This window comes from Pedobacter sp. KBS0701 (genome assembly GCF_005938645.2).
GTDB lineage: Bacteria > Bacteroidota > Bacteroidia > Sphingobacteriales > Sphingobacteriaceae > Pedobacter.
The window spans coordinates 1854331-1879097 of the sequence record NZ_CP042171.1; the positions used below are offsets into that span (position 1 = coordinate 1854331).

Below are 24767 nucleotides of genomic sequence, written 5' to 3' on the forward strand. Positions count from 1 at the left end.
TGTATTAAAACAATTTACCGGTTTGGCCAGGATAATTTTTCTTTAAGTGCTTGTAAGCCGCTTCGGTAACCTCGCGGCCACGTGAAGTACGCATAATATAGCCTTCCTGGATTAAAAAGGGTTCATAAACCTCTTCAATAGTACCTTCATCTTCTCCAACAGCCGTCGCAATGGTTTTTAAACCTACCGGACCGCCCTTAAATTTGTCGATAATGGTAACCAGAATCCTGTTATCCATCTCATCTAAGCCATGTTCATCCACATTTAGTGCATTTAAGGCATAGCGGGCTATTTCGGTATCGATATTTCCATTTCCCTTAATCTGCGCAAAATCTCTTGTTCTGCGTAAAAGAGCATTTGCTATACGGGGCGTACCACGGCTACGGCGGGCAATTTCATAGGCACCTTCGTCACTTATAGGGGTTTTTAATATATCAGAAGAGCGTAGTACAATTGTGGTGAGTAGCTTAGCATCGTAATAAGCCAAACGGGCATTAATTCCGAAACGAGCTCTTAAAGGCGCCGTTAACAACCCAGAACGCGTAGTGGCACCAACCAACGTAAAAGGATTAAGCGATATCTGTACGGAACGGGCATTCGGGCCAGTTTCAAGCATAATATCAATTTTAAAATCTTCCATTGCAGAATACAGGTATTCTTCCACAAGAGGAGATAAACGATGGATCTCATCAATAAAAAGGATATCACCTTCATCCAGGCCAGTTAATAAACCAGCCAGGTCGCCAGGTTTATCTAATACCGGACCAGAGGTTACTTTTATTCCAGTTGCCATTTCATTGGCAATGATATGAGAAAGTGTGGTTTTACCTAATCCGGGAGGGCCATGCAGAAGAACATGATCTAAAGCCTCACCGCGGAGTTTCGCCGCCTGAACAAAAATCTTCAGGTTTTCCATCACTTTTTCCTGCCCCGTAAAATCTTCAAAAGCCTGTGGCCTTAAAACCCTTTCAATATCACGATCGGTAGGGGTCAGATTGCTTGCTTCAGGGTCCAGGTTCTCATTCATACGGCAAATATAAAATTAAATGCTAAAAAAATTAGGATCTTTTGAATTTATCAGAAACAGTGAGGTCTTTTGATCCCGAAATATATTTATAAAAGCCTTCACCAGTTTTAGCACCTTTTTTCCCTGCCGCCACCATGTTTACCAGTAACGGGCATGGCGCGTATTTGGGATTACCAAAACCATCGTTTAATACTTTTAGTATGGCCAAACAAACATCCAGACCAATAAAATCGGCTAACTGCAAAGGTCCCATAGGGTGTGCCATTCCTAATTTCATTACGGTATCAATTTCATACACACCAGCTACGCCTTCATAAAGCGTGTAAATGGCTTCATTGATCATCGGCATCAAAATGCGGTTGGCCACAAAACCAGGATAATCATTTACTTCAACAGGAACTTTCTCCAAACTTTGGGAAAGCGACATAATGATACTGGTCGTTTCATCACTGGTGGCATAACCTCTTATTACTTCTACTAACTTCATTACCGGAACCGGGTTCATAAAGTGCATTCCGATTACCTTATCACCTCTTCCGGTTACAGCAGCAATTTGCGTAATGGAAATAGAGGAGGTATTGGAAGCGAGAATAGCATGTGCAGGCGCATACTCATCTAAATCCTTAAAAATTTTCAATTTTAAGTCTACGTTTTCGGTAGCGGCTTCTACAATTAAATCGGAACTTTGAACACCATCTTTTATTGACGTGTAGCTAGAGATGTTATTCAGAGTGGCTGCTTTATGATCTTCTGTTAAGGTTCCTTTTGCAAGCTGTCTGTCTAAATTTTTAGTAATAGTTTGTATGGCATTGTCCAATGCAGGCTGATTGATATCAATCAGGTTGACTTTATAATTGAATTGTGCAAAGGTATGGGCGATGCCATTTCCCATAGTACCAGATCCTATAACTGCGATTTGTTTCATCCTTTAGGAGATTAGAAAAAGAGAATTTACGAGTAAACGATTAGTTGAAATAAAGATCTTGCTGTAAAGCTGATCTCTTTTGATTTTTATAAAAAACCTTATGGTGCTAACCTGGTTTTAGTCCAGATGCCTTTTATCAGTTCGAAGTTTATCCTGTCGTGCAACCTGCTTCTTCTTCCTTGCCAAAACTCTATTCTTGTCGGTTTTACGATATAACCGCCCCAATGCGCTGGTTTAGCAACACCTTTGTCGGTACTTTTAGCTTTAAGTTCTTCAACTTTTTCTTCCAAAAATGTTCTGTCCGGAATAATCTGGCTCTGTGGTGAAACTACTGCTCCAATCTGACTGGCAATCGGTCTGGTGTTGAAATAGGCTTCAGATGTTTCTTTATCCAGTTTTTCCACTGTTCCTTCAATTCTCACCTGTCTTTCCAGTTCAGGCCAGAAAAATACCAAAGCAGCGTAAGGATTGCGTTTAAGTTCTTTCCCTTTGGCACTCAGGTAATTGGTGAAAAACCTAAAACCGTCTCCATCAACCCCTTTTAATAACACAATACGCGCATCTGGTCGGCCAGCTTTATCAGCTGTAGCCAAAGTCATTACATTTGGTTCGTATATCTGGGCATCAACCGCATGTTGAAACCATTTTTGAAACTGGACAATCGGATCTTGATCAACGTCAGATTCGTCTAGCGAAGCGCTTTTGTAATCTTGGCGCAGGTTTTGTAGAAATTCATTTGTAACTTGCATACAACAAAAATAGGCATCTTTTACGGTGTAACAAATGATTATCATCATGCTGAACAATATAAAACCAAAAACCGGCCGCTTACTCATCTCGGAACCTTTTATGGCCGATCCTAATTTTAAAAGATCTGTGGTATTGTTAACCGAACATGGTGATGATGGTACGGTAGGCTATATACTTAATCAAGTAGGAAACCTGATCCTGAACGATGTTATTCAGGATTTACGGGATGCAAAAAACTACATTTACTTCGGTGGACCTGTTGCTGCGGATACCTTACATTTTATTCATAGGTGTTATGATAAATTGCAAAGTGGTGAAGATATAGGAAATGGTTTATACTGGGGTGGAAATTTTGAAACACTTAAAATCCTCTTAAATACTAACGCAGTAAGCCAGGATGAAGTGAAATTTTTTATGGGTTATTCAGGCTGGGATTATGGACAGCTTGACCGGGAAATAGATCAAAATGCATGGATGGTGAGTGATATTTTTAATCCGGACCTTATTTTTAGTAATGATGATGAAAAGCTTTGGCGGGATGTAATTGTAAATCTAGGCCCGAAATATGCGCATATCAGTAATTTTCCGGTAGATCCGAGTTTGAATTAGTTAGTTTTCAGTTGGTAATTGGCAGTTTTCAGTTTCCAGAAAAGTAATATTATAATAAAATGGGCAATGTAAATAGATTATATCGCCCGTTTTATTTTTACAGTTGAATAGACTAAAGACTCACGACTTAGGACTCAAGACTGTCAGCACTTTCTTCAACTTTTCTTCTTAATTCATCTTTATAAGTCTGCATTTTAACCGTTAAAGATTCATCAGCTGTAGCCAGGATCTGCGTAGCCAGTAAACCTGCATTTTTAGCAGCATTTAAAGCTACCGTAGCAACGGGAATACCATTTGGCATTTGTAAAATCGATAAAATACTGTCCCAGCCATCAATAGAGTTTGATGATTTAACCGGAACACCAATTACCGGTAAAGTAGTAATAGAAGCCACCATCCCAGGTAGGTGAGCAGCACCGCCGGCACCTGCAATAATTACCTTTAGGCCACGGCCTTGTGCTTCTTTAGCATAATTAAACATGCGTTCTGGTGTTCTGTGTGCAGAAACAACCGTAATTTCGTAGTTTATTCCAAATTCTTTTAATACATCAGCAGCATCTTGCATCACAGGTAAATCTGATTTGCTACCCATGATAATTCCTACTAAGGCCGAATTTGAATTTCCTTGACTCATATTTATTTTATTTCTTTTTTAACTTCTTTTATAATTTTGTATTTCCACTTCGATATTGGTTCCCCTTCAAGGGGCTAGGTGGCTTAAGCGATTACCTTCAATGTTTTTTGTACAAACCTTGCTTTTTCAATCGCCTTTTCCCTGTCAATATCTACAATGGTTACATGGCCCATTTTGCGAAAAGGTTTTGTGTATTTCTTGCCATATAAGTGAACATAAACGCCATCAATGGCCAATATTTTTTCTAAATTTTCATATCTGGCTACACCTTCAAAACCTTTTTCGCCAAGTAAATTAATCATAATGGCATTGGTAATGCTGCTGGTATCGCCTAATGGTAAGTTATAAATTGAGCGTAAATGCTGCTCAAATTGAGAAACATAATTGCCTTCAATTGTTTGGTGACCGCTATTGTGCGGACGAGGGGCTACCTCATTAACTAATAATTCTCCGTCTTTGCAAACAAACATCTCAACCGCTAAAATTCCGGTAATATTCATCGCAGAAGCTATGTTTTTGGCAATATTTTCTGCCTTTTGCTGCAAACTCTCGGCAAAAGTTGAAGGGGAAATTAAAAATTCTACCAGGTTGGCTTCAGGATTAAATTCCATTTCTACCATTGGGAAGGTTTTCATATCGCCATTGGCATTACGGGCTACAATCACTGCAACTTCTTTATCAAAATCGACCAGTTTTTCAATAATACAAGGCGCATCAAAAGCATTGTCAAGATCTGACGCACTATTGATTTTCATTACGCCTTTACCATCATAACCATCTTTCCTCAATTTCAGAATGTAAGGAAAATGAAAAGGACTATTTTCCATATCTTCCTTTGTATTTACAATCTGGAAAGGGGAGGTAGGAATATCATTTTCTTTAAAAAACTGTTTTTGTACGCCTTTATCCTGAATTAAACGGATTACCCTCGATTGGGGAAAAACTTTTTTACCTTCTTTTTCCAGCTGCTCAAGCGCATCGATATTTACTTTTTCAATTTCAATGGTGATGATATCGGCCTTTTTTCCGAAGTTATAAACGGTATCAAAATCGGTAATGGAACCATTTTCGAAATAATTTGAGATATGCTTACAGGGAGCATCAGGATCAGGATCTAAAACCAAAGTGCTTACATTATAATTGATTGCCTGTTGTATGAGCATTCTGCCCAATTGCCCGCCACCTAAAATACCTAATTTTAATTCGCTAATCTGTTTTGCCATGCGCTTGAAAATAATGCTATTTTTGCACAAAAGTAACCATAATAAATTTTATTGATGAATGCTGATGCAATAATTATTGGTGCAGGTGCTTGTGGATTGATGTGTGCGGTGCAGGCAGGCTATCTGGGTAAAAAAGTAATTGTGCTCGAAAAAAACGAAAAACCTGGTGCCAAAATTTTAATTTCTGGTGGCGGCCGCTGCAATTATACCAACCAATTCGCATCAGCTGAGCAGTTTATATCAGCCAATCCTCATTTTGTTAAATCTGCCTTTACCCAGTGGACAGTTGATGATACCATCAGTTTTTTTGAAACTTATGGCATAGCAGGCAAAGAAAAAACTTTGGGACAATTATTTCCTGATGATAAAAACGCCAAAGATGTGGTACAGGTTTTTACTTCCATCTGCGAGGATTTTGATCAGGAAGTTAGGTGTAGTGCTGATGTAAAAGACATTGAAATATTACCTGACGGCTTTAAAGTAAGTTATGAGAAGAATGGTAAAACTGTTGTTTTAACAGCAGCCAAGCTGGTAATTGCAGCTGGTGGCTTACCAATTCCAAAAATGGGCGCTACCGATTTTGCCTTGCGTTTTGCCAAAAAAAATAGTTTAAAAATAATTGAAACTGCTCCGGCTTTGGTTCCCTTAACCATTACCGGCAAGGACGAAGAGTGGTTTTCACAGCTTTCGGGAAATTCTGTTTTTTGCGAAGTCAGCAATGATGAAATCGCTTTCGAAGAAAATATTCTTTTTACCCATTGGGGATTGAGTGGTCCCGCTATTTTACAGATCTCTTCTTTCTGGAGAAGAGGCGAAACGATTAATTTAAACCTGTTGCCCTATCAGGATATCGTAGCATTATTGGACGAGGAAAGAAAAACAAATGGTAAAACTTTACTGTCGACGCTGCTGAACCGGATTTATACCAAGAAGTTTACAGATGCCTTGGGCAAGTTTTTGCCTTTAAATAAACCTGTTGCTGCATTAACTAAAGGGGAAATCGATTTAATTGAACAAACAATCCACCATTTTAAAGTTAAACCCGCAGGCGATAAAGGTTACGATAAGGCCGAGGTAATGCGTGGCGGAATTGACACCAACGAAATTTCTTCTAAAACGCTGGAATGTAAAAAAATACCGAACCTGTTTTTTGGTGGCGAATGTTTAGATGTAACCGGTTGGTTGGGCGGTTATAACTTTCAATGGGCCTGGGCCAGTGGTTTTGTAATTGCGCAGCATATTTGACGATTCCTAAACCTATCAGGTTTTTAAAACCCGATAGGTTTGTAAGTCGCTCAGGTGACTAAGGTGGTCAATATCGTTTTGGAAATGAACGGCTGTAGTGCTTCGGATTGCAGCCCTGCTATCGTTCCAAGCCCTCACTCGCTCCTCGCTTTCCACTTTATCAGGTTTATTTAACCTAAAACAGTGGTTCTTTTGCAAAAATCTCAGATGCAATAAAACCACTTTACGCTTTAAAATTTACGATTAAATTTAGTAAATTTGATATACTATGGAATCATTAAAAGATATTATTTCAACCAACGCCGATATTTTGGGAGGTTTACCTGTTTTTGCAGGTACAAGAGTCCCGGTTGAAACCTTATTTTTTCATGTCGAAAAGGGAATCACCATTGATGAATTTTTAGAAGATTTTCCAAGTGTTTCTAAGAAACAGGTTATTAGTGTATTAGAGGTTGCTAATAAACTGATAACATCAGATCATATAGATAAAATCTATGAAATTGCTTCTTGATGAAAATCTTCCCAAAAGATTAAAAGAACATTTTGAAAGTCATGAGATTTATACTGTTCGTGACATGGGCTGGAATGGTGTTAAGAATGGAGAATTACTGAAGTTAATGATTGCCGATGAATTTGATGTATTTATTACTTTTGATAAAAATCTTCAATTTCAACAAAATTTTTCAAAATATACACTTCCGATAATCGTTTTGAATGCATTTGATAATACTTATCTGACATTAAAAGAATTTATACCTCAAATTTTATTATTACTGAAATCGAATCTCAAAGTTGGTGCAAACATCATTACCTACAAATAAACATTTGGCATAATTTCCCAGGCCCATGGCTTTTTAAAGGTTTTGAAAGTTCTCAGTTGAGAAAAATATAATACCTCACTTGTTCTCCTATTAGCAATGTCTCTTCGGTGCAGGTTACCAACAGTGGTAAATAATTCACGCGTTTTGAAATCGTACACCCTTTCTGTCATATCGCCGCTGTTCTGGTTAAAGTAAAGATTGATGGCACTGGTTAAAAACCAATCTTTGTTTTCGAATTTAAAGGTATAACCCAATTCCCAGCGCCACTCTGATCCTCCTTGAAAACGGAGATAGAGTTGTTGGTCTTTAATCGCAATCTGCTGTAGCGGGTCGCCCAGTTTACCACCTTCTTCCGAGCGTAAAATAAAATCGTTGTTCTGTGTAGATAAACTTAAAGCACCTGTTGATTTATCTTTGAAAAATATGGCTAAAATCCTCGGTTTTTGTGTTTCCTTTATAATTGCGCTGCTGTTATCGCCATAAACCCGGGTTTCATCAATTGGTTTGTTGTACTCAAAAACCACTGCTAAATCGGCTGAACCATCATTGTTCAGGTCGCCCTCAACCTGGTCAATAATCATCCAGTTGGCTGGTGTAAATTGTTCAACAGAAGTGCCTTGTGTTTTAATTTTAGGAAATATAAATGTTTTTTGCGCAAAGCTGATTTGCACACAGAGCATCAGGATGGATAAACAAAAAACTTTCATTCAGGTAGAAAAAGGTGTTGATGTGAGTATAAAACGTGTTTATCGGGGTTTTAGTTTGTCATTAAGTTCAAAGACAATTAACAGCCACGGAATCACAGAAAACACGGAGGATTAATCGCAGTTCATTTTCAGTTAGTTCAATAGTGTTAAAATTACAGCCCTAAACTTCTAAAATTCCCGTACTTTTGCAGAAAAACAATTCCTTTTGAAAACCGAAATTCTTGCCATTACGCCGCCGTTTACCCAACTGAATACTCCATATCCAGCAACGGCGTATATAAAAGGTTTTCTGAATACCAAAAATATCAGCTCAACACAGGCCGACTTAGGAATTGAAGTAATTTTGGAATTGTTCTCTAAAAAAGGATTACAAGATTTATTTGCGGTAGACAATCAAAAACCTAAAAGCGAAAACGCCAAACGGATTTTTGCTTTACAGGATGAATATTTAAAAACCATTGATGCCGTAATCGCCTTTCTTCAGGGGAAAAACCCAACCCTGGCCTTACAGATTTGTAGTGATGATTTTTTGCCCCAGGCTTCACGGTTTGCTGCTTTAGAAGAATTAGACTGGGCCTTTGGGGCGATGGGTACACAGGATAAAGCAAAACATCTGGCCACACTTTATCTGGAGGATATCTCCGATTATATTGTAGAGTGCATCGACGAAAATTTCGGTTTTAGCCGATATGCTGAACGTTTAGGCAGAAGTGCGAACTCTTTTGATGAGTTGTATAATGTTTTATTAAAAGAACCTACTTACATCGATCAGATCCTGATTTCGGTTTTAAAAGAGAAAATTAAAACGGTAGGGCCTAAATTATTTTTGATTTCGGTTCCTTTTCCGGGTAATTTATACAGCGCTTTCCGCTGTGCGCAATGGATAAAAGCTAATCATCCTGAAATCAAAATTTCTATGGGCGGCGGCTTCCCAAATACCGAATTAAGGTCGTTGTCAGATGTACGGGTTTTTGAGTTTTTCGATTACATTACATTGGATGATGGCGAGTTGCCGATCGAATTGTTGTACCATAACATTACGCACCCCATCCCGGCTGAAGCCCATTTTTACAAAAGAACTTTTCTTCTCGAAAATGGTAAAGTAGTTTACCGTAACGATGCTTTCAGAAACGACTACAAACAAGCAGACGTAGGCACACCCGATTATACAGGCCTGCTTTTGGATAAATATATTTCAGTAATTGAAATTGTTAACCCGATGCACCGCATGTGGAGCGATGGACGCTGGAACAAACTCACCATGGCTCATGGTTGTTATTGGGGTAAATGTACTTTCTGCGATATTTCATTGGATTATATCAAAGTGTATGAACCCGTTGCTGCTAAATTAATTGTAGACCGCATTGAGGATTTATATGCCAAAACGGGACAAAATGGTTTCCATTTTGTGGATGAAGCGGCACCACCAGCGTTGATGCGTGAAGTGGCTTTAGAAATTATCAGAAGGAAATTAGCGGTTACCTGGTGGACCAATATCCGCTTTGAGAAAAGCTTTAGTCAGGATTTATGTTTGTTGCTCAAAGCTTCCGGTTGTATTGCTGTTTCGGGTGGATTGGAAGTAGCATCCGATCGTTTATTGAAACTGATCGACAAAGGGGTAACCGTAGAACAGGTAGCAAAGGTTACCCGCAACTTCACCGAAGCAGGAATTATGGTTCATGCTTATTTAATGTATGGTTATCCTACGCAAACGGTGCAGGAAACGGTTGATAGCTTAGAAATGGTACGTCAATTATTTGAAGTAGGTATACTACAATCGGGTTTTTGGCATCAATTTGCCATGACGGCACATAGTCCGGTGGGGATGTACCCTGAAAAATTTGGCGTGGTTAAAGAAACTGAACTAATTGGAACTTTTGCCAATAATGATATCAATTATACCGATAAAACGGGGATAGACCACAATAAATTCAGCTATGGATTAAAGAAATCGCTCTTTAATTTTATGCATGGCATCTGTTTTGATTACGAACTGCAGGATTGGTTCGATTTTAAGATCCCCAGGACGAAAATTCCTGCTGATTTTATTGAAAGAGCATTAAATGAGGACGATCATTTTAACACTAAACCGACTGCAAAAGTAGTGTGGATAGGGGGAAAGCCCTCGGCCGGTTATTTTACGAAATCGAAAAAAGGAAATACCTGGGAAATGGCCTCTCTTACCTTCCATCATAAAAAGGAAACATTTACCGTTCAAACCAATAAAAAAGAAGGAGAGTGGTTAACTGCCATTTTGAATAAAATTTCTATCTCTAATGAGAAAGTATATACTTTTCAGGAAATTAAGGTCGATTTTGAGATAGAATTGGAAAACTTTGAGCTTTTCTGGTATTCTAAGCCTGTTAATACTTTAAGAGAATACGGTTTGTTGGTTTTATAAGCTAATGTGAGCTTTAAAATGGCGATAATATGTTACGAAAGTTCATCATTTCGACCGCAGTTGAGAAATCTTTCTTGATGGATCTCTCCATTTCGCTGTGCTTCATCCGATAGCTATCCGATCGAGATGACGATTATCTATTAAAAACGAGTGCAAACATCGCTGAAATTACATCTTCATTTTAAAATGCGTGAGAAAATAGATAATACAGATGAGTATAATTGAATTTACGATGAGCAGCAACCAGGAAATAACAGCCCTCCGGTTTTTCATTACTGCAATAAAAGAAGTGATGTAAGCCATTGCAATCAATGCTAAAAACAGGTTTACCGTTTGGATGCCTAAAATGTAATAGCCACTATAAGAGAAAACCAGTAAGCTTAATATTAAGAATATAACTGAAGCGGAGGTATAGAGTTTGTTTGGTTTCATATTGTATATTCTAAATTAACTGCTTTTCAAATCTTTTAATAGCCAATTCATTTTGGTATTTTGAGGTAAGTATTTAATTATTAGTCATTTATATTCTGATTGATGGTTAAGGTGTTGTGCGTTCAAAACATTAACTAATAAGAAAATATTAATGCTATATTTTTGACCATATAAGGGATGTAAGATCATGGAAGCTTATATGTACCTCATATGTCTTATATGGTCAAAAAATGTTTCTGAAATACTTGTTAGGTTTAATCACAGTGTGGAACGGTAAAAGTCCAGGTTTCTGATTCTCCGTTTGGAATAATATAACCATTTCCTCTGATATTCTCGAACCACAATTTGCCACGAAGTTTTTCTCTTGTACCTACTTCGTTTAAGGTGGCACTATCATAAAGGCGGCCATTGATCATCACATATTTGATTTTTTCCGAATTTCTAATGTCATCCAATGGGTTAGCATCCATAATCACCATATCTGCCAGTTTACCAACTTCTAGCGAACCAATTTCTTTATCCATGCCCAAATAGCTTGCCCCATTTAATGTTGCCGCCCTGATGGCCTGCATCGGACTAAAGCCACCTTGAACCAGCATCCACAGTTCCCAATGCGCTCCTAAACCCTGGATTTGTCCGTGTGCGCCAAGGTTAACCTTTGTGCCACCATCGGCAATCTGTTTCGTGGCTTTAGCAATATCAATGTGGTTATAATCACTGTATTCGGATGTGGTTCTACGTCTTGCCCTCGCATCTATAATGGACCGTGGGGTATAAGTCATTAATTTTTCGTTTTCCCAAACGTTGGTTCTATCGTACCAATAGTTTTCGCCCCATTGACCGCCGTATGCCACAATTAAAGTAGGGGTGTAGCCCACTTCGGTATTGTTCCAAAGCGTGGTTACATCTTTATAAACCGGTAAAACAGGGATACTGTGCTCAATTCCGGTATGGCCATCAGCAACCATATTCATATTGGTGAAAAAAGTAGAACCTCCTTCAGGTACAACTTCCATTTTTAACTGTCGGGCAGCTTCTAAAATCTGCTGGCGCTGCTCTCTGCGTGGTTGATTGTACGATTTTACCGAAAAGGCACCAACGGCTTTTAACCGGCGTAAATTGGCCAAAGCATCATCTAAACTGTTAATTACTACTTTAAAATCCCCATCAGCACCGTATAAAATAGAGCCGGTAGAATAAACCCTCGGACCAACCATTCTACCTGCCTTAAGCATTTCGCTTTGGCTAAAAACCATTTCTGTATTGCTTGATGGATCATGTGAAGTGGTTACACCAAAGGCTAAATTGGCCATATAGCTCCAGTCGCTCTGTGGCGTAATGCCATCCGGACTGGTGCGTAAATGCGCATGAACATCAACAATGCCCGGCATAATGGTTTTGCCATTTACCTCAATTACTTTGGCATTGGCAGGGATGGTTACCGCATCCGATTTCCCGATTGCAGTAATTTTATTACCATCGGTAAGAATGGTTCCATTTTCAATTACTTCATCACCTTTCATTGAAATAATTCTGGCACCTTTTAAAGCCAAAATTCCCTTAGGAACATCTGATTTTAAAACCAGATTGATATCGATAGATGAAGCTTCAGTTTTAGGCGTGGTGCCATCAAAATTGAAAGCACTACTTACATCAATGGTGAAATATTTCGGTCCTAACGTCCAATGCAGGTTTTTACTGTCGGCACTCCATTGAATATAGGTTCCACCATCAGTAGTCACTTTTGTAACCGGAATAGCACTATTACCTCCCGATGCATCCTGCGCCATACCAATATTGATCATCGGTGTAATGTAAACGTTAAATAATTCGTTAAAGGCTACCCACTTATTATCAGGACTAATAACGAATTGGGTAGCATATTGAGAAGTAAAATGTGTTCTTTCGTTTGCCCCGTTTAAATCGATACTTTTCAGGGCTTTTTTACCATCAGCATAACTTTGAAAATAAATCCGGGTATCAGTATTGTTAAACTGCGGACGGATTCCATTGTCAGAAATTAAAATTTTTGCACCTCCATTGGCTGGCATAATGAAAATTCCGGTTCCACGCCCATAATTATAACCTAAGACATCATTTCCACTTCCTTTTCTGAAAACGATCCTATCACCTTTAGTCGAATATTGTGGAGAGTAATAAAAACCTTTTTCATCGCTCAGGGTGATGGTTTTACCTGATTTTAGATCAGTTCTTTTTATTGCTCCACGCAATTCATCACTCCAGGTAGTATAAACTACATATTTTCCGTCAGGACTAAAAGCCGGTTCAAATTCGAAATCCAGACCATTCGTTAATCTTTCTGGTGTTCCGGTAGCTAATTCTTGTTTGTATAGATATCCTGCCGCATTAAAAACGATTGTTTTGCCATCAGGTGAGGTGGTAAGTTGTCTCAACATTTTCGCCGAAAATTCATTGCTGAAAACCTGTTGCTCAAAATGTAAAGCCTGTTGTACAGTTTGAATGGTATTTGCCTGAAAAGGAATGGTGCTGTTGATCAGTGTTCCAATTTCGGTTTTCCTGATTTTTCCTTTAGCATAAAAAACGATGCTTTTGCTGTCTGGTGTCCAGGCGAAATTCGGATAAACGCCAAAAATCGCCCAGGTTTCCTGCTGATCGTGTGATAAGTCCTCATTTACAGGCCATTCTTCGCCTGTTTTAAGATTCTGAACATATAAAGTAGATTTTAACCTTACCCGTTTCACAAAAGCAATTAAATTTCCATCTGGAGAAACCTGCGGACGACAAGCACCTCCCTGCTCATCAATTAAGGTAATTAATTTACCTGTTGTTAAATCCAGCTGACGGATGGCATAAATACTTCCATTAGGATCTTTACTGTATTCGAAATTTGGGCCAGGGCTTACATCTTCACTAAAGTAAACATATCTTCCGTCCGGCGAAACGTTAGGCTCACCCGCATCCTGTTGGTCGTTTTTACGTTTAGTTAACTGCACACCATCACCGCCGTTTATACTGTACATCCACATTTCTCCGGCGCCTAAAGAACGGCTTGCCGTAAAGTGCTTTCTGGCAATTATGTATTCGCTGTTTGGCATCCAGGTGGCATTGTTCAATAACCTGAAACTCTCTTTGGTAACCTGTTTTTTGCCCGAACCATCACGGTTCATGATCCAGATATTATCGCCTCCACTTTTATCGCTCGTATAAGAAATGTATTTTCCGTTAGGGCTAAAGCGAGGCTGTACGTCCCAGGCAACACCTCCGCTAATCAGTTTAGCTACTCCACCGCTAATGGGCATCACGTAGATATCGCCCAGTAAATCAAAAACAATTTCCTGTCCATCAGCACTTACATCAAGGTTCATCCAGGTACCTTCATCTGTGTTTAGCGTGAAATTTTTTGTAGTGCCCTGGTATTTTTCAACGTCCCACTTTTTTTCCTGGGCAGCAGAACTGAAAAATAATAGTGAAAGAGCGGATAAAAAATAAAGGTGTTTCATTATATATTGGATGGTTATTTGAATAATTCTTGTATTTTTCTTTGAAGTAATTTTTTATCGGGTAGTTGTGTTTTGTATTCTGCGACTAAAGTGGGAGATAGACTTCTGCTCAAGGCATATTCTACCACTTCGTTATCTTTATCTTTGCAGAGGAGAATACCAATACTTGGGTTTTCATTTGATTTTTTAACATCTCTATCTAAAGCTTCCAAATAGAAATTTAACTGACCTAAATGTTCGGGCTTAAATTTATCTACCTTTAATTCAAATGCAACTAAACATTGTAAGCCACGATGGTAAAAAAGAAGATCAATATAGAAATCGCTATTCCCGACCTGTATTTTATATTCTTCACTAATAAATAAAAAGTCTTTTCCGAGTTCAAGAATAAAATTTCTCATTTCTAAAACTAAATTTTTCTGTAGATCGTTTTCGCTGTGAGGTTCGGAAAGATTTAGAAATTCAAATACATAAGTATCTTTGAATATGGTTTTAATCTCGTTTTGTAAAACTCTCACCACTGGTGAGAGTTTTGTATTTCCCATTATAGATATTTCGTAATGACTAGCGGATATCTGTCTTTCAAGCTCTCTCTTACTGTATTTTTCTTTTAGACAAAGTTTTAAATAGAATTCTTTTTCCTCAATTGATTTTAACCTGGAAAGAATAATCAGATTGTGCGTCCAGCTAATTTCTCTCAGCAGTGGTGAGAGTTTTGGATAATCTTTATAACTTTCATAAAACTGTTTCATACGCCAAAGATTTTTATCCGAAAAACCTTTTAAATCAGGTTCGTTCTTTGATAAAAATTCTGCTAGTTGCTTTACTACTGATTGTCCCCATTCGGCGTTTTTAACTCTGTTGTGTATATACTCACCAATATTCCAGTATAGGTTTATTAATGTAGAATTAACAGTTTTCAATGCCACTGCCCGGGCATTTTTAATTAAGCTGACAACATCTGCAAACTGCGTTTCTAACATTTAATCCTTCTTATTTAGCAAAGTTAATAATCTTTTCTAAAGATGATTTTTCAATTTCTAACAATAATAAGTGACGATTTTGGATTAAATGTATAGTTTTGATACTGCCGATTTATGACAGCAATAGAGATTTTACAAAAATATTGGGGACACCAGGCTTTTAGACCTTTACAGGAAGATATTATTGCTTCTGTTCTGGAAGGAAACGACAGTTTAGCACTATTGCCTACGGGTGGGGGAAAATCGATCTGTTTTCAGGTTCCGGCCTTGGTTAAAGATGGGATTTGTATAGTGGTTTCGCCGCTAATTGCGCTGATGAAGGATCAGGTAGAAAACCTGAAATCAAAAGGGATTGAAGCCATTGCCATTTATGCCGGGATGGGGAAACGGGAAATCGATATCTTGCTGGATAACTGTATTTACGGAAAAATTAAATTTCTTTATTTATCTCCAGAGCGTTTATTGTCAGATTTGGTGCGGGTTCGTATTTCCTATATGAATGTGAACCTGATTGCCGTAGATGAAGCGCATTGTATTTCTCAATGGGGTTACGATTTCCGTCCACCTTACCAACAGATTGCCAAACTCCGAGAAATTCTTCCCAATGTTCCGGTGCTGGCACTTACGGCCACAGCAACAGATTTTGTAAGGAAGGATATTATCGAGAAACTGGAAATGAAAGACCCGCAGGTTTATGTTAAAAGTTTCGCCAGGGACAATTTAAGTTATGTGGTTTTTGGGAATGAAGACAAATACAAAAAACTGATCGATATTTGCCAGAATGTAAAAGGAACAGGCCTGGTTTACGTTCGTAACCGCAGGGAAACTGCTGAAGTAGCCAATTTTATTAACCGAAATGGTATTAAAGCGGATTTTTATCATGCCGGATTGGAACGAGATGTTCGTTTCCTGAAACAGGAAGAGTGGAAAAACAATAAAACCCGTATCATGGTGGCTACCAATGCTTTTGGAATGGGAATCGATAAAGCCGACGTCCGTTTTGTGGTGCATTTAGATCTGCCCGAAAGTCTGGAAGCTTATTACCAGGAAGCAGGCAGGGCAGGACGCGATGAAAAAAGAAGTTATGCGGTCCTATTGGCCAATCAATCTGATATCCTTGGCTTAGAATCCCGGTATTTAGATAGCTTTCCTTCACCGGATGAAATCAGAAAAACCTATCACTACCTGGGCAATTACTTTCAATTGGCCTTTGGTGCCGGTGAAGGTTTAACCTTTACTTTTGATATCGCTGATTTCTGTAAACGGTTTAATATTAGTGTTTTAAAAACCATTTCTGCGTTGAAATTTTTAGAGCATGATGGTTATCTTACGTTATCTGAAAGTGTTTTTTTACCTTCAAGGATAATGTTCATCGCCAGTCATGAGGATATTTATCGTTTTCAGATCGAAAATAAGTCTTACGATGGCATTATCAAAACTATTCTGCGCTCGCACGGCGGCGCTTTTGATGGTTTTGTGAAAATCAATGAAGCCGATTTAGCCAAAAGAACGGGTTTATCTTATAAGGAAATCATTACTTTACTCAATAAACTTCAAAGCATTGAATTGCTTACCTATATCCAGCAAACCGATCAACCACAACTGCAATATGTTCGGCCACGGGTTGATATGGATCATTTTGATCTGGATGTGAAATATTTGGAACTGAGAAAAGAGATTTTACATAAACAGATTAACGCGGTGGTGGCTTATGCTTCATCTAATTTGTGCAGGAGTGTTCAATTGCTGGACTATTTTGATGAGCATCATGCTACAAAATGTGGGGTATGCGATGTTTGTCTGGCTGAAAAAAGAGCCGAGAGCCAAAATCAAATGGGAGAGGAAATCGAGTTCGAGGTTGTCTCTTTATTACAACAACAGCCTTTAAGTCTTGATGATCTTGTTACCAACATTAAAAATGGCGCTGAATCAGAAAGAATTGATGCCATTCGAGAATTATTAGATGCTGGTAAGATTAAAACTGATGGGAAGAAATATTATCTTTAGATGTGAGATGTGAGATGTGAGATGTGAGATGTGAAAGGTGAAAGGTGAAAGGTGAAAGGTGAAAGGTGAAAGGTGAAAGGTGAAAGGTGAAAGGTGAAAGGTGAAAGGTGAAAGGTGAAAGGTGAAAGGTGAAAGGTGAAAGGTGAAAGGTGAAAGGTGAAAGGTGAGAAAAATGCCCCTTAAGTTAGTAATAAATATTAGTTTTGTAATGAACTATTTAATTAGTGTAGTCTTCCGAGAAGCGAAAAACAAATGATAGAAAAAGATAATAAGAAAACCATACGCTCCTGGGCTTTCTTCGACTGGGCAAATTCTGCCTATAATTTAGTGATTACCTCAACCATTTTTCCTGTTTACTATGTTGCAATTACTACAACAAAAGCGCATGGTGACGAAGTAACTTTTTTTGGCAAAACGTTTATAAATACCGTTCTTTCTAATTATGCGCTTGCTTTCGCTTACTTATTAATGGTGGTTTTGTTGCCGGTACTATCTTCCTATGCAGATGCAAAAGGCAAAAAGAAATTCTTCATGAAATTGTTTACCTATATCGGATCCTTCGCCTGTATGGGTTTGTTTTTCTTCAAACTGGAAACTTTAGAAGCTGGAATTATTTGCTTCGTTCTGGCTGCAATGGGCTATGTGGGCGGTGTAATGTTTAATAATGCCTATTTGCCCATAATTGCTTCAACCAATAATCAGGATAAAGTAAGTGCCCAGGGATTTTCATACGGCTATGTTGGTAGCGTGATATTGCAGTTAATCTGTTTTGTTTTTGTACTAAAACCCGAACTGTTTGGAATTACTGATAAATCATTACCGGCTCAAATATCATTTTTGCTGGTTGGTATCTGGTGGTTTTTATTTGCTCAGATTCCTTTTAAAGTGTTACCTAAAGATGTTCCTAACGCAGGCTATCTGAACAAGGGAATTATTAAAAGCAGTTTTGGTGAATTTGTAAAGGTGTGGAATCAGCTAAGGCAAATGAAGTTTTTAAAAACTTATTTAATTGCCTTCTTTTTTTATTCGATGGGGGTACAAACCATTATGCTTGCTGCTGCCGGTTTCGGCGCCAAGGTTTTAAAAATGGAATCGGGCAGTTTAATTGCTGTTATCTTAATTATTCAGCTTGTTGCAATTCTGGGTGCATGGTTAATGTCGGTTTTAGCCAAAAAAATGGGAAATATTAATGTTTTAATGATCGTTGTATTGATTTGGATAGGCTGTTGCATTTATGGATACTCCATAACCAATCAATATCAATTTTATGCCTTGGCCGCCATTGTCGGCCTAATTATGGGCGGAATACAATCTTTATCGCGTTCTACTTATTCAAAACATATTCCGGAAAATACAACCGACACTGCTTCATTTTTTAGTTTCTACGATGCCACAGAGAAATTGGCAATCGTAATTGGTCTGTTTAGTTTTGCATTTATCGAGGGTTTAACACACAATATGCGCCAATCCATTATTGCTTTGGCATCATTTTTTATAGTAGGATTGGTGTTTTTAGCGTTCCTGAAAAAAATCGGGCGCAATGAAACCGCAAATTTGTAAGTTTGCAGTCGTTTAGAATATGATGAAAGTAGAATTATTTGTGCCTTGTTTTGTAGATCAGTTATACCCCGAAACTGCTTTTAATACCTTAAGGTTATTGGAAAAATCGGGATGTAATGTTGCTTACAATTCGAAGCAAACTTGTTGTGGACAACCGGCATACAATGCGGGTTATTGGGATGAAGCTAAAGAAGTGGGCACAAAGTTTCTGAACGATTTCACCGAAAATACTTATGTGGTGGCTCCATCTGCATCATGTGTAGGCATGGTGAAAGGTGGATTTAATGATCTTTTTACCAATACCATTGTACACAACAAATGCCGGAGTTTGCAATCAAACATCTGGGAGCTTTCTGATTTCCTGGTCAACATAGCCAAAAAGGATTATTTCGGTGCTGAACTGGAAGGAAAAGCCGTTTACCACGATTCGTGCAGTGCTTTACGCGAATGCAAAATCAAAGATGAACCGCGCCAGCTGCTTTCTAAAGTACATGGTTTAGAAATGATCGAAATGGAAGATACCGATATGTGCTGTGGTTTCGGAGGTACTTTTGCAGTAAAGTTTGATGCCATTTCATCAGCTATGGCCGAGCAAAAAGTTAACCATGCTTTGGCACAACAAGCCGATTATATCATTTCTACCGATCTGTCCTGTCTTTTACACCTTCAGGGCTATATCGATAAAAATAACCTGCCCATTAAAACCATGCACATTGCTGATGTGCTTTGTAATGGTTGGTTGGAAAGTACAGAATATTAGCCCACGACCCCTAAAGGGTAGCACACATGTTGAGGGAAATGGTTTATCACGATAAATCTGCGTTAGGGCTTGTAAGGGTTCAGTACCGATTTTTATCGGTACCGGAGCGAAGCGGAGCCCTGAAAAGCCTGACCCTTGCGTAGCTTGGGTAACGCCCAAATTAATTTGCATTTTACGGTTTTTATTAGGGCTCATATTAAAAAACCACTGCAATTGCTTTTTTAAAAACAAGCGCTATTGTAAAAAATAAATTACATCTGCCTTTAAACAGCCTGTTCAGCCAATCCGGCTATTGATTTTAACACAATTTAACATGCTTTACTTAGAATCTAAAATACCTTTGTTAAACCTTTTACAGGCTTTCATATCTAAACCACAAAACAAAATCAACAAAATGAAAAAAATATTCATCGCTTTATTAGGAGTAATGTCGATTGCAAGTGTGGCAAATGCACAAAAAAAGACTTCCGGAGCAATACAGTTTGAAAATACCATCGATCCTGCCGCTATGGCATCAGCCAGCGGTATACAGTTAACCGACCAGATGAAAGCCAGGATGCCTTCATCAAGCAAAACCAATTTTGAGTTATTATTTACCGCTACAAATGCCAGTTATATGCCTGTTGAAGAAACCGAAGATAGCAATGGAGCAGGTGGCGGTGGCGGCGGAATAGGTCGTATGATGATGCGTTTTGGTGGTGGTGGCGGCAACCGCGAATACTATTATACTTTCGCGGATAAAGGGCTTACCGAGGTATTCGACCTGAACGATACCACTTATTACATGCCTAGTAAATTAACTTTGTCTACATCTGGTCCGATTGGTTCGATGAGAATGGGGGGTGGAAACACTAAAGATACCACGAAAGCGCAACCTGCTCCGGCACCAAAAATAGAAGTAGTGAAAACAGATTCTACTAAGCAGATTTTAGGCTTTACTTGTCACCAGGCCATTGTAAGATCAACAAGAGCAATCAAGATATTGGATATGGATAAAAATGTAGTGGAAGAAACCAAAATCTGGTATACGAAAGATTTAGGTTTCGATTTTTCTCCAAACCCAAATATGTGGACAGAAGGTGCGGTATTGGCCATTGAAGGTAGGGGTAACAGTTCGATTGCTAAAAGCATTGAATATAGAAATGTAAGTTCGAAAGATGTAACCGCTCCTAAAAAAGCGAAATTGATTACTCCTGAAGAATATAAAAATAAAATGGAGAACATGATGAAACGTTTTAGACAGAACAGACCAGGTGGCGGTCAGGGAAGAGCGTTTGGAATGAATTAATTCAGTTCGTTTCCAGACATCCGAAGTTTGAGCATAGACCTATGCTCAAACTTCGGATGTCTTGACATAAATTACCACCATAATGATTCTATCAGCCTTGAAAGTGTAAGCATTCAGGGCTTTTTTTGTATCATTTCTGAAAAGGTTTACTTTAGTTTTTGCATCTAAATGGAGAATAACTATTATTGGGGTTAAATAACCTAACCAAAAGTGATTACAGCGGAAAACAAAACAAACTTATTAGCAAGCAAACAGCATTTCGAAATTTTAGATGGATTAAGGGGGGTAGCAGCCATTGTTGTGGTCATTTACCACTTTATGGAAATCGCGATTACCAATTATAATAAGAATTTTCTTTCGCATGGCTTCCTGGCTGTAGATTTCTTTTTCTGCTTATCGGGTTTCGTAATTGCTTATGCTTACGATAACCGCGCACCGCATATCGGGATCACGCAGTTTTTTAAACTGAGGCTGATCCGTCTGCATCCCTTGGTTGTAATAGGTTCAGTTTTAGGGCTGCTCACTTTTCTGATCGACCCATACAGCGATCTTTATGAAGTCTATGGGTTCGGGAAAACCTTTCTTTTGTTTTTATCCTCAGCTTTTTTAATCCCTTATCCGGCAATGCCTGAGCGGTACACCAATTTATTCTGCTTAAATGCCCCGGCCTGGTCATTATTTTGGGAATATATCGCCAATATCCTTTACATTTTTGTGCTTTACCGGTTAGGAAAAAAATCACTGATTGCCCTGGTCGTTATAGGTGCAGTATGCCTTTGTTTTGTTGCCGTGCGCGCTTCCAACATAGGCGGTGGCTGGGGAGGACAGAATTTCTGGGACGGTGGAGCGCGTGTGCTGTATTCTTTTACAGCCGGTATGTTGGTTTACCGTTTAAATTGGGTAATCAAAAATAAACTTGATTTTTTAGGCATGATCGTGCTTTTACTTGCGGCCTTTTTGGTCCCTTTTAATGATAAATACAACTGGATTACCGAGCCGATACTTGTGTTGTTTTTCTTTCCATTTTTAGTGGCATTGGGAGCTGGCACAGCATTAAATCCATCGCTTAAAAAGATCTGTAATCTCTCAGGCGAAATATCATACCCGCTTTATATGGTTCACTATCCATTTGTATGGATATTTTTAACCTATGTAGACGAAGTTCAGCCACCAGCATCCTCACTTTGGATGATTATCCCGGTTTCAGTACTGCTTTTAATCGTTTTCTCTTATATGGTAATGAGATTCTTAGATATTCCATTGCGCAAATATTTGAAAACCAAATTTTTGCTTTAATGTTATGATTAGTTGGTGGAGACACGAACCATCACGATAGTAAATCATTTAAACAAACAATTACGATAAAAAAATATGAAATTTTTTAAACCTGCTTTGCTTTCTATTTCTTTAATGCTGCTGCTTAGCTGTACATCATCAACGAGTGATTATGCCTATAATGAAAAAGTAACTTCCGTTTTTTTGCGACAGATGAGGCAGATCGACGAAACGGATAGTGTTTTTAAAGATACTTCGAAGGTTTATATAAAAGGATTCCCGGATTCTATTTCTTTATCAAACAAAGCAGAAAACCTGGTCAATAATTCGAAAATGGATCTTGCTGACATGGCAGATCTGAAACCCAGTAAAGCAGCTAAAAAATTTAATGAGGGTGTAATTGCTTATCTGACAGCCATAAATGATTATGGTAAAACGGCAAAACAAATGCTGCAGACAAAAACCATTAACGAAAAGAAAAAATTACATGATCAGCTGATGTTGAAGTATGAAAAACTGAATACATATCCTGATCGTGTGTTGGCAATACAGAAAACATATCTCGACGAAGTGGGGCTGCAAGCCAGGTAGAATTTCAACTTTATCTATCAATAACGTTATAAAATTCGTACCTTTGCACAAAATAAAATCACATTGTAAGTGATCTTTAAAACATTTTTATTTAAAAATTAAATCATAGTTGTAGATGATTAACATTACTTTACCTGACGGTTCTGTCCGTCAGTACGAAAAGGGCATTTCTGCCCATCAAATCGCATTGTCAATTTCTGAGGGCTTAGCCCGTAACGTATTAGCCGCTGAGGTTAATGGCGAGGTTTGGGATTCAACAAGACCGATCGAATCTGATTCATCAGTGAAATTGTTAACCTGGAATGATACTGCCGGAAAATCGACTTTTTGGCATTCATCTGCCCACTTAATGGCTGAGGCTTTAGAGGCACTTTATCCGGGAACCAAATTCGGTATCGGGCCGGCAATTGAAACCGGTTTTTATTATGATGTAGACTTTGGTGACCGTGAATTTTCTTCGGATGATTTCAAAGCCATTGAAACCAAAATGATCGAACTGGCTAAACAAAAGGAAACTTTTGTGCGCGAAAGTGTAAGCAAAGCTGATGCGGTAAAATACTTCACCGAAAAAGGCGATGAGTATAAATTGGATTTAATTGACGGCCTTGAGGATGGTAAAATTACTTTTTATACCCAGGGCTCATTTACCGATTTATGCCGCGGTCCACACATTCCTAATACTGGTTTTGTAAAAGCAGTAAAACTGATGAATGTGGCTGGTGCTTACTGGCGCGGCGATGAAACTAAAAAACAGTTAACCCGTATTTATGGGGTAACTTTTCCTAAGGCGAGCGAGCTTACTGAATATCTTTTAATGATTGAGGAAGCAAAAAAACGCGATCACCGCAAATTAGGAAAAGAGCTGGAACTGTTTGCTTTCTCAGAAAAAGTGGGCATGGGCTTGCCTTTATGGTTACCTAAAGGAACTGCTTTGCGCGAGCGCTTGGTGAACTTTTTAACTAAAGCACAGGCTAAAGCAGGTTACGAGCAAGTAGTAACACCACACATTGGTCATAAAAACTTATATGTAACTTCTGGCCATTGGGAGAAATACGGTAAGGATTCGTTCCAGCCGATTAAAACTCCACAGGAAGGAGAGGAGTTCTTCTTAAAACCGATGAACTGTCCGCACCACTGCGAGATTTACAAGACAAAACCGCGTTCTTACAAAGATCTTCCGGTTCGTTTTGCAGAGTTTGGTACCGTTTACCGTTACGAACAAAGTGGCGAATTACATGGTTTAACCCGTGTACGTGGCTTTACTCAAGATGATGCACACTTATTCTGTATGCCAGAACAGGTGAAAGAAGAGTTTAAAAAAGTAATTGATTTGGTGCTTTATGTATTTAAATCATTAGGTTTTGATAACTATACCGCTCAGGTTTCGTTAAGAGATCCGGAGAACAAAGCAAAATACATTGGTTCTGATGAGAACTGGAGACTATCTGAAAATGCAATTATCGAAGCAGCTGCAGAAAAGGGCTTAAATACTGTTGTAGAATATGGCGAAGCTGCTTTCTATGGTCCTAAGCTCGATTTTATGGTAAAAGACGCTTTAGGTAGAAAATGGCAATTAGGTACTATCCAGGTTGATTATAATTTACCGGAGCGTTTTGAATTGGAATACACCGGTAGCGATAACCAAAAGCATAGACCAGTAATGATTCACCGTGCGCCATTTGGTTCATTAGAAAGGTTTATTGCCGTTTTGATCGAACATTGTGCCGGAAACTTCCCGTTATGGTTAAGTCCGGAACAATTTATTATTCTTCCTATTTCAGAAAAATATGAAGAATATGCAAAAAAAGTTTTAGATGAACTAAATAATTCCGATATTCGCGGGCTGATTGACTTCCGTGACGAGAAAATTGGTCGCAAAATACGCGATTCGGAAGTTAAAAAGATCCCATACATGCTCATTATCGGTGATAAAGAAATGGCAGAAGGAAAAGTTTCTGTGCGTAAGCATGGTGAGGGAGATTTAGGTGAAATGACGTTGGAAGAGTTCAACAATTTATTAAGAAAAGAAATAACAGTTTAAATTAAA

Annotated in this window: 21 protein-coding genes; 12 read left to right on the forward strand and 9 right to left on the reverse strand. The window is 38.5% G+C overall.

Annotation, left to right across the window (positions count from 1 at the left end; all coding sequences use genetic code 11):
• Positions 1-4: 4 nt before the first annotated feature.
• The 3 genes from ruvB to pdxH form a co-directional block, all read right to left on the reverse strand.
• Positions 5-1027, reverse strand: a complete 1023-nt coding sequence (gene ruvB, locus FFJ24_RS07295; protein ID WP_121283333.1) for a Holliday junction branch migration DNA helicase RuvB — start codon at positions 1025-1027, stop codon at positions 5-7.
• Positions 1028-1058: 31 nt separating this feature from the next.
• Positions 1059-1952 carry a 3-hydroxybutyryl-CoA dehydrogenase gene (locus tag FFJ24_RS07300; RefSeq protein ID WP_138823940.1) on the reverse strand — a complete coding sequence of 298 codons (894 nt, stop codon included), beginning with the start codon at positions 1950-1952 and terminating at the stop codon, positions 1059-1061.
• 98 nt (positions 1953-2050) lie between these two features.
• Positions 2051-2701, reverse strand: coding sequence for a pyridoxamine 5'-phosphate oxidase (gene pdxH / locus FFJ24_RS07305; protein WP_138824049.1), 651 nt, complete (start codon positions 2699-2701; stop codon positions 2051-2053).
• A gap of 46 nt (positions 2702-2747) precedes the next feature.
• On the opposite strand from pdxH, the gene FFJ24_RS07310 reads away from it, so the two are divergent.
• Positions 2748-3311, forward strand: coding sequence for a YqgE/AlgH family protein (locus tag FFJ24_RS07310; protein ID WP_138823942.1), 564 nt, complete (start codon positions 2748-2750; stop codon positions 3309-3311).
• 127 nt (positions 3312-3438) lie between these two features.
• Here FFJ24_RS07310 and purE read toward each other — a convergent pair whose 3' ends face one another.
• Together purE and FFJ24_RS07320 are read right to left on the reverse strand one after the other, a co-directional pair.
• Positions 3439-3945, reverse strand: a complete 507-nt coding sequence (purE, locus tag FFJ24_RS07315; RefSeq protein WP_138823944.1) for a 5-(carboxyamino)imidazole ribonucleotide mutase — start codon at positions 3943-3945, stop codon at positions 3439-3441.
• An 83-nt stretch (positions 3946-4028) separates the two neighbouring features.
• A complete protein-coding gene (locus FFJ24_RS07320) occupies positions 4029-5168 on the reverse strand; it encodes a 5-(carboxyamino)imidazole ribonucleotide synthase (RefSeq protein WP_138823946.1) in 1140 nt (379 codons plus the stop codon).
• Between the two features lie 54 nt (positions 5169-5222).
• Here FFJ24_RS07320 and FFJ24_RS07325 point away from each other — a divergent pair, with 54 nt between their 5' ends.
• The 3 genes from FFJ24_RS07325 to FFJ24_RS07335 all read left to right on the forward strand — a co-directional run bounded on the left by FFJ24_RS07325 (position 5223) and on the right by FFJ24_RS07335 (position 7234).
• The gene (locus FFJ24_RS07325) at positions 5223-6413 is read left to right on the forward strand and encodes an NAD(P)/FAD-dependent oxidoreductase (protein WP_138823948.1); all 1191 of its coding nucleotides are present in this window, start codon (positions 5223-5225) and stop codon (positions 6411-6413) included.
• 268 nt (positions 6414-6681) lie between these two features.
• The gene (locus tag FFJ24_RS07330) at positions 6682-6924 is read left to right on the forward strand and encodes a DUF433 domain-containing protein (protein WP_025144700.1); all 243 of its coding nucleotides are present in this window, start codon (positions 6682-6684) and stop codon (positions 6922-6924) included.
• A complete protein-coding gene (locus FFJ24_RS07335) occupies positions 6908-7234 on the forward strand; it encodes a DUF5615 family PIN-like protein (RefSeq protein WP_138823950.1) in 327 nt (108 codons plus the stop codon). Before FFJ24_RS07330 ends, FFJ24_RS07335 begins: the two co-directional genes overlap by 17 nt.
• Here FFJ24_RS07335 and FFJ24_RS07340 read toward each other — a convergent pair.
• A complete protein-coding gene (locus FFJ24_RS07340; RefSeq protein WP_138823952.1) occupies positions 7225-7941 on the reverse strand; it encodes a hypothetical protein in 717 nt (238 codons plus the stop codon). The two genes, FFJ24_RS07335 and FFJ24_RS07340, sit on opposite strands and share 10 nt — an antisense overlap.
• 205 nt (positions 7942-8146) lie before the next feature.
• Between FFJ24_RS07340 and FFJ24_RS07345 the strand changes: the two genes are divergently transcribed.
• Entirely contained in the window at positions 8147-10342 is a 2196-nt protein-coding gene (locus FFJ24_RS07345; protein ID WP_138823954.1) for a radical SAM protein, read from the forward strand.
• 168 nt (positions 10343-10510) lie between these two features.
• On the opposite strand, the gene FFJ24_RS07350 is transcribed toward FFJ24_RS07345, so the two are convergent.
• The 3 genes from FFJ24_RS07350 to FFJ24_RS07360 form a co-directional block, all read right to left on the reverse strand.
• Entirely contained in the window at positions 10511-10774 is a 264-nt protein-coding gene (locus FFJ24_RS07350) for a hypothetical protein (protein WP_138823956.1), read from the reverse strand.
• Positions 10775-11028: 254 nt separating this feature from the next.
• Entirely contained in the window at positions 11029-14256 is a 3228-nt protein-coding gene (locus FFJ24_RS07355) for an amidohydrolase family protein (RefSeq protein ID WP_168202406.1), read from the reverse strand.
• A 14-nt stretch (positions 14257-14270) separates the two neighbouring features.
• Positions 14271-15239, reverse strand: a complete 969-nt coding sequence (locus FFJ24_RS07360; protein WP_138823958.1) for a YhcG family protein — start codon at positions 15237-15239, stop codon at positions 14271-14273.
• Positions 15240-15353: 114 nt separating this feature from the next.
• Between FFJ24_RS07360 and FFJ24_RS07365 the strand changes: the two genes are divergently transcribed.
• From FFJ24_RS07365 to thrS, 7 genes are all read left to right on the forward strand, one after another.
• On the forward strand, positions 15354-17246 hold the full coding sequence (locus FFJ24_RS07365) for an ATP-dependent DNA helicase RecQ (protein WP_138823960.1): 1893 nt from the start codon (positions 15354-15356) through the stop codon (positions 17244-17246).
• Between the two features lie 252 nt (positions 17247-17498).
• Positions 17499-18806, forward strand: coding sequence for an MFS transporter (locus FFJ24_RS07370; protein ID WP_138820848.1), 1308 nt, complete (start codon positions 17499-17501; stop codon positions 18804-18806).
• Positions 18807-18828: 22 nt separating this feature from the next.
• On the forward strand, positions 18829-19566 hold the full coding sequence (locus FFJ24_RS07375) for a (Fe-S)-binding protein (protein ID WP_138822254.1): 738 nt from the start codon (positions 18829-18831) through the stop codon (positions 19564-19566).
• A gap of 394 nt (positions 19567-19960) precedes the next feature.
• Entirely contained in the window at positions 19961-20854 is an 894-nt protein-coding gene (locus FFJ24_RS07380) for a hypothetical protein (protein WP_138820849.1), read from the forward strand.
• Between the two features lie 210 nt (positions 20855-21064).
• Entirely contained in the window at positions 21065-22150 is a 1086-nt protein-coding gene (locus FFJ24_RS07385; protein ID WP_138820850.1) for an acyltransferase, read from the forward strand.
• 75 nt (positions 22151-22225) lie between these two features.
• Entirely contained in the window at positions 22226-22720 is a 495-nt protein-coding gene (locus tag FFJ24_RS07390; protein WP_138820851.1) for a hypothetical protein, read from the forward strand.
• Between the two features lie 115 nt (positions 22721-22835).
• A complete protein-coding gene (gene thrS / locus FFJ24_RS07395; RefSeq protein ID WP_138820852.1) occupies positions 22836-24761 on the forward strand; it encodes a threonine--tRNA ligase in 1926 nt (641 codons plus the stop codon).
• Positions 24762-24767 lie beyond the last annotated feature (6 nt).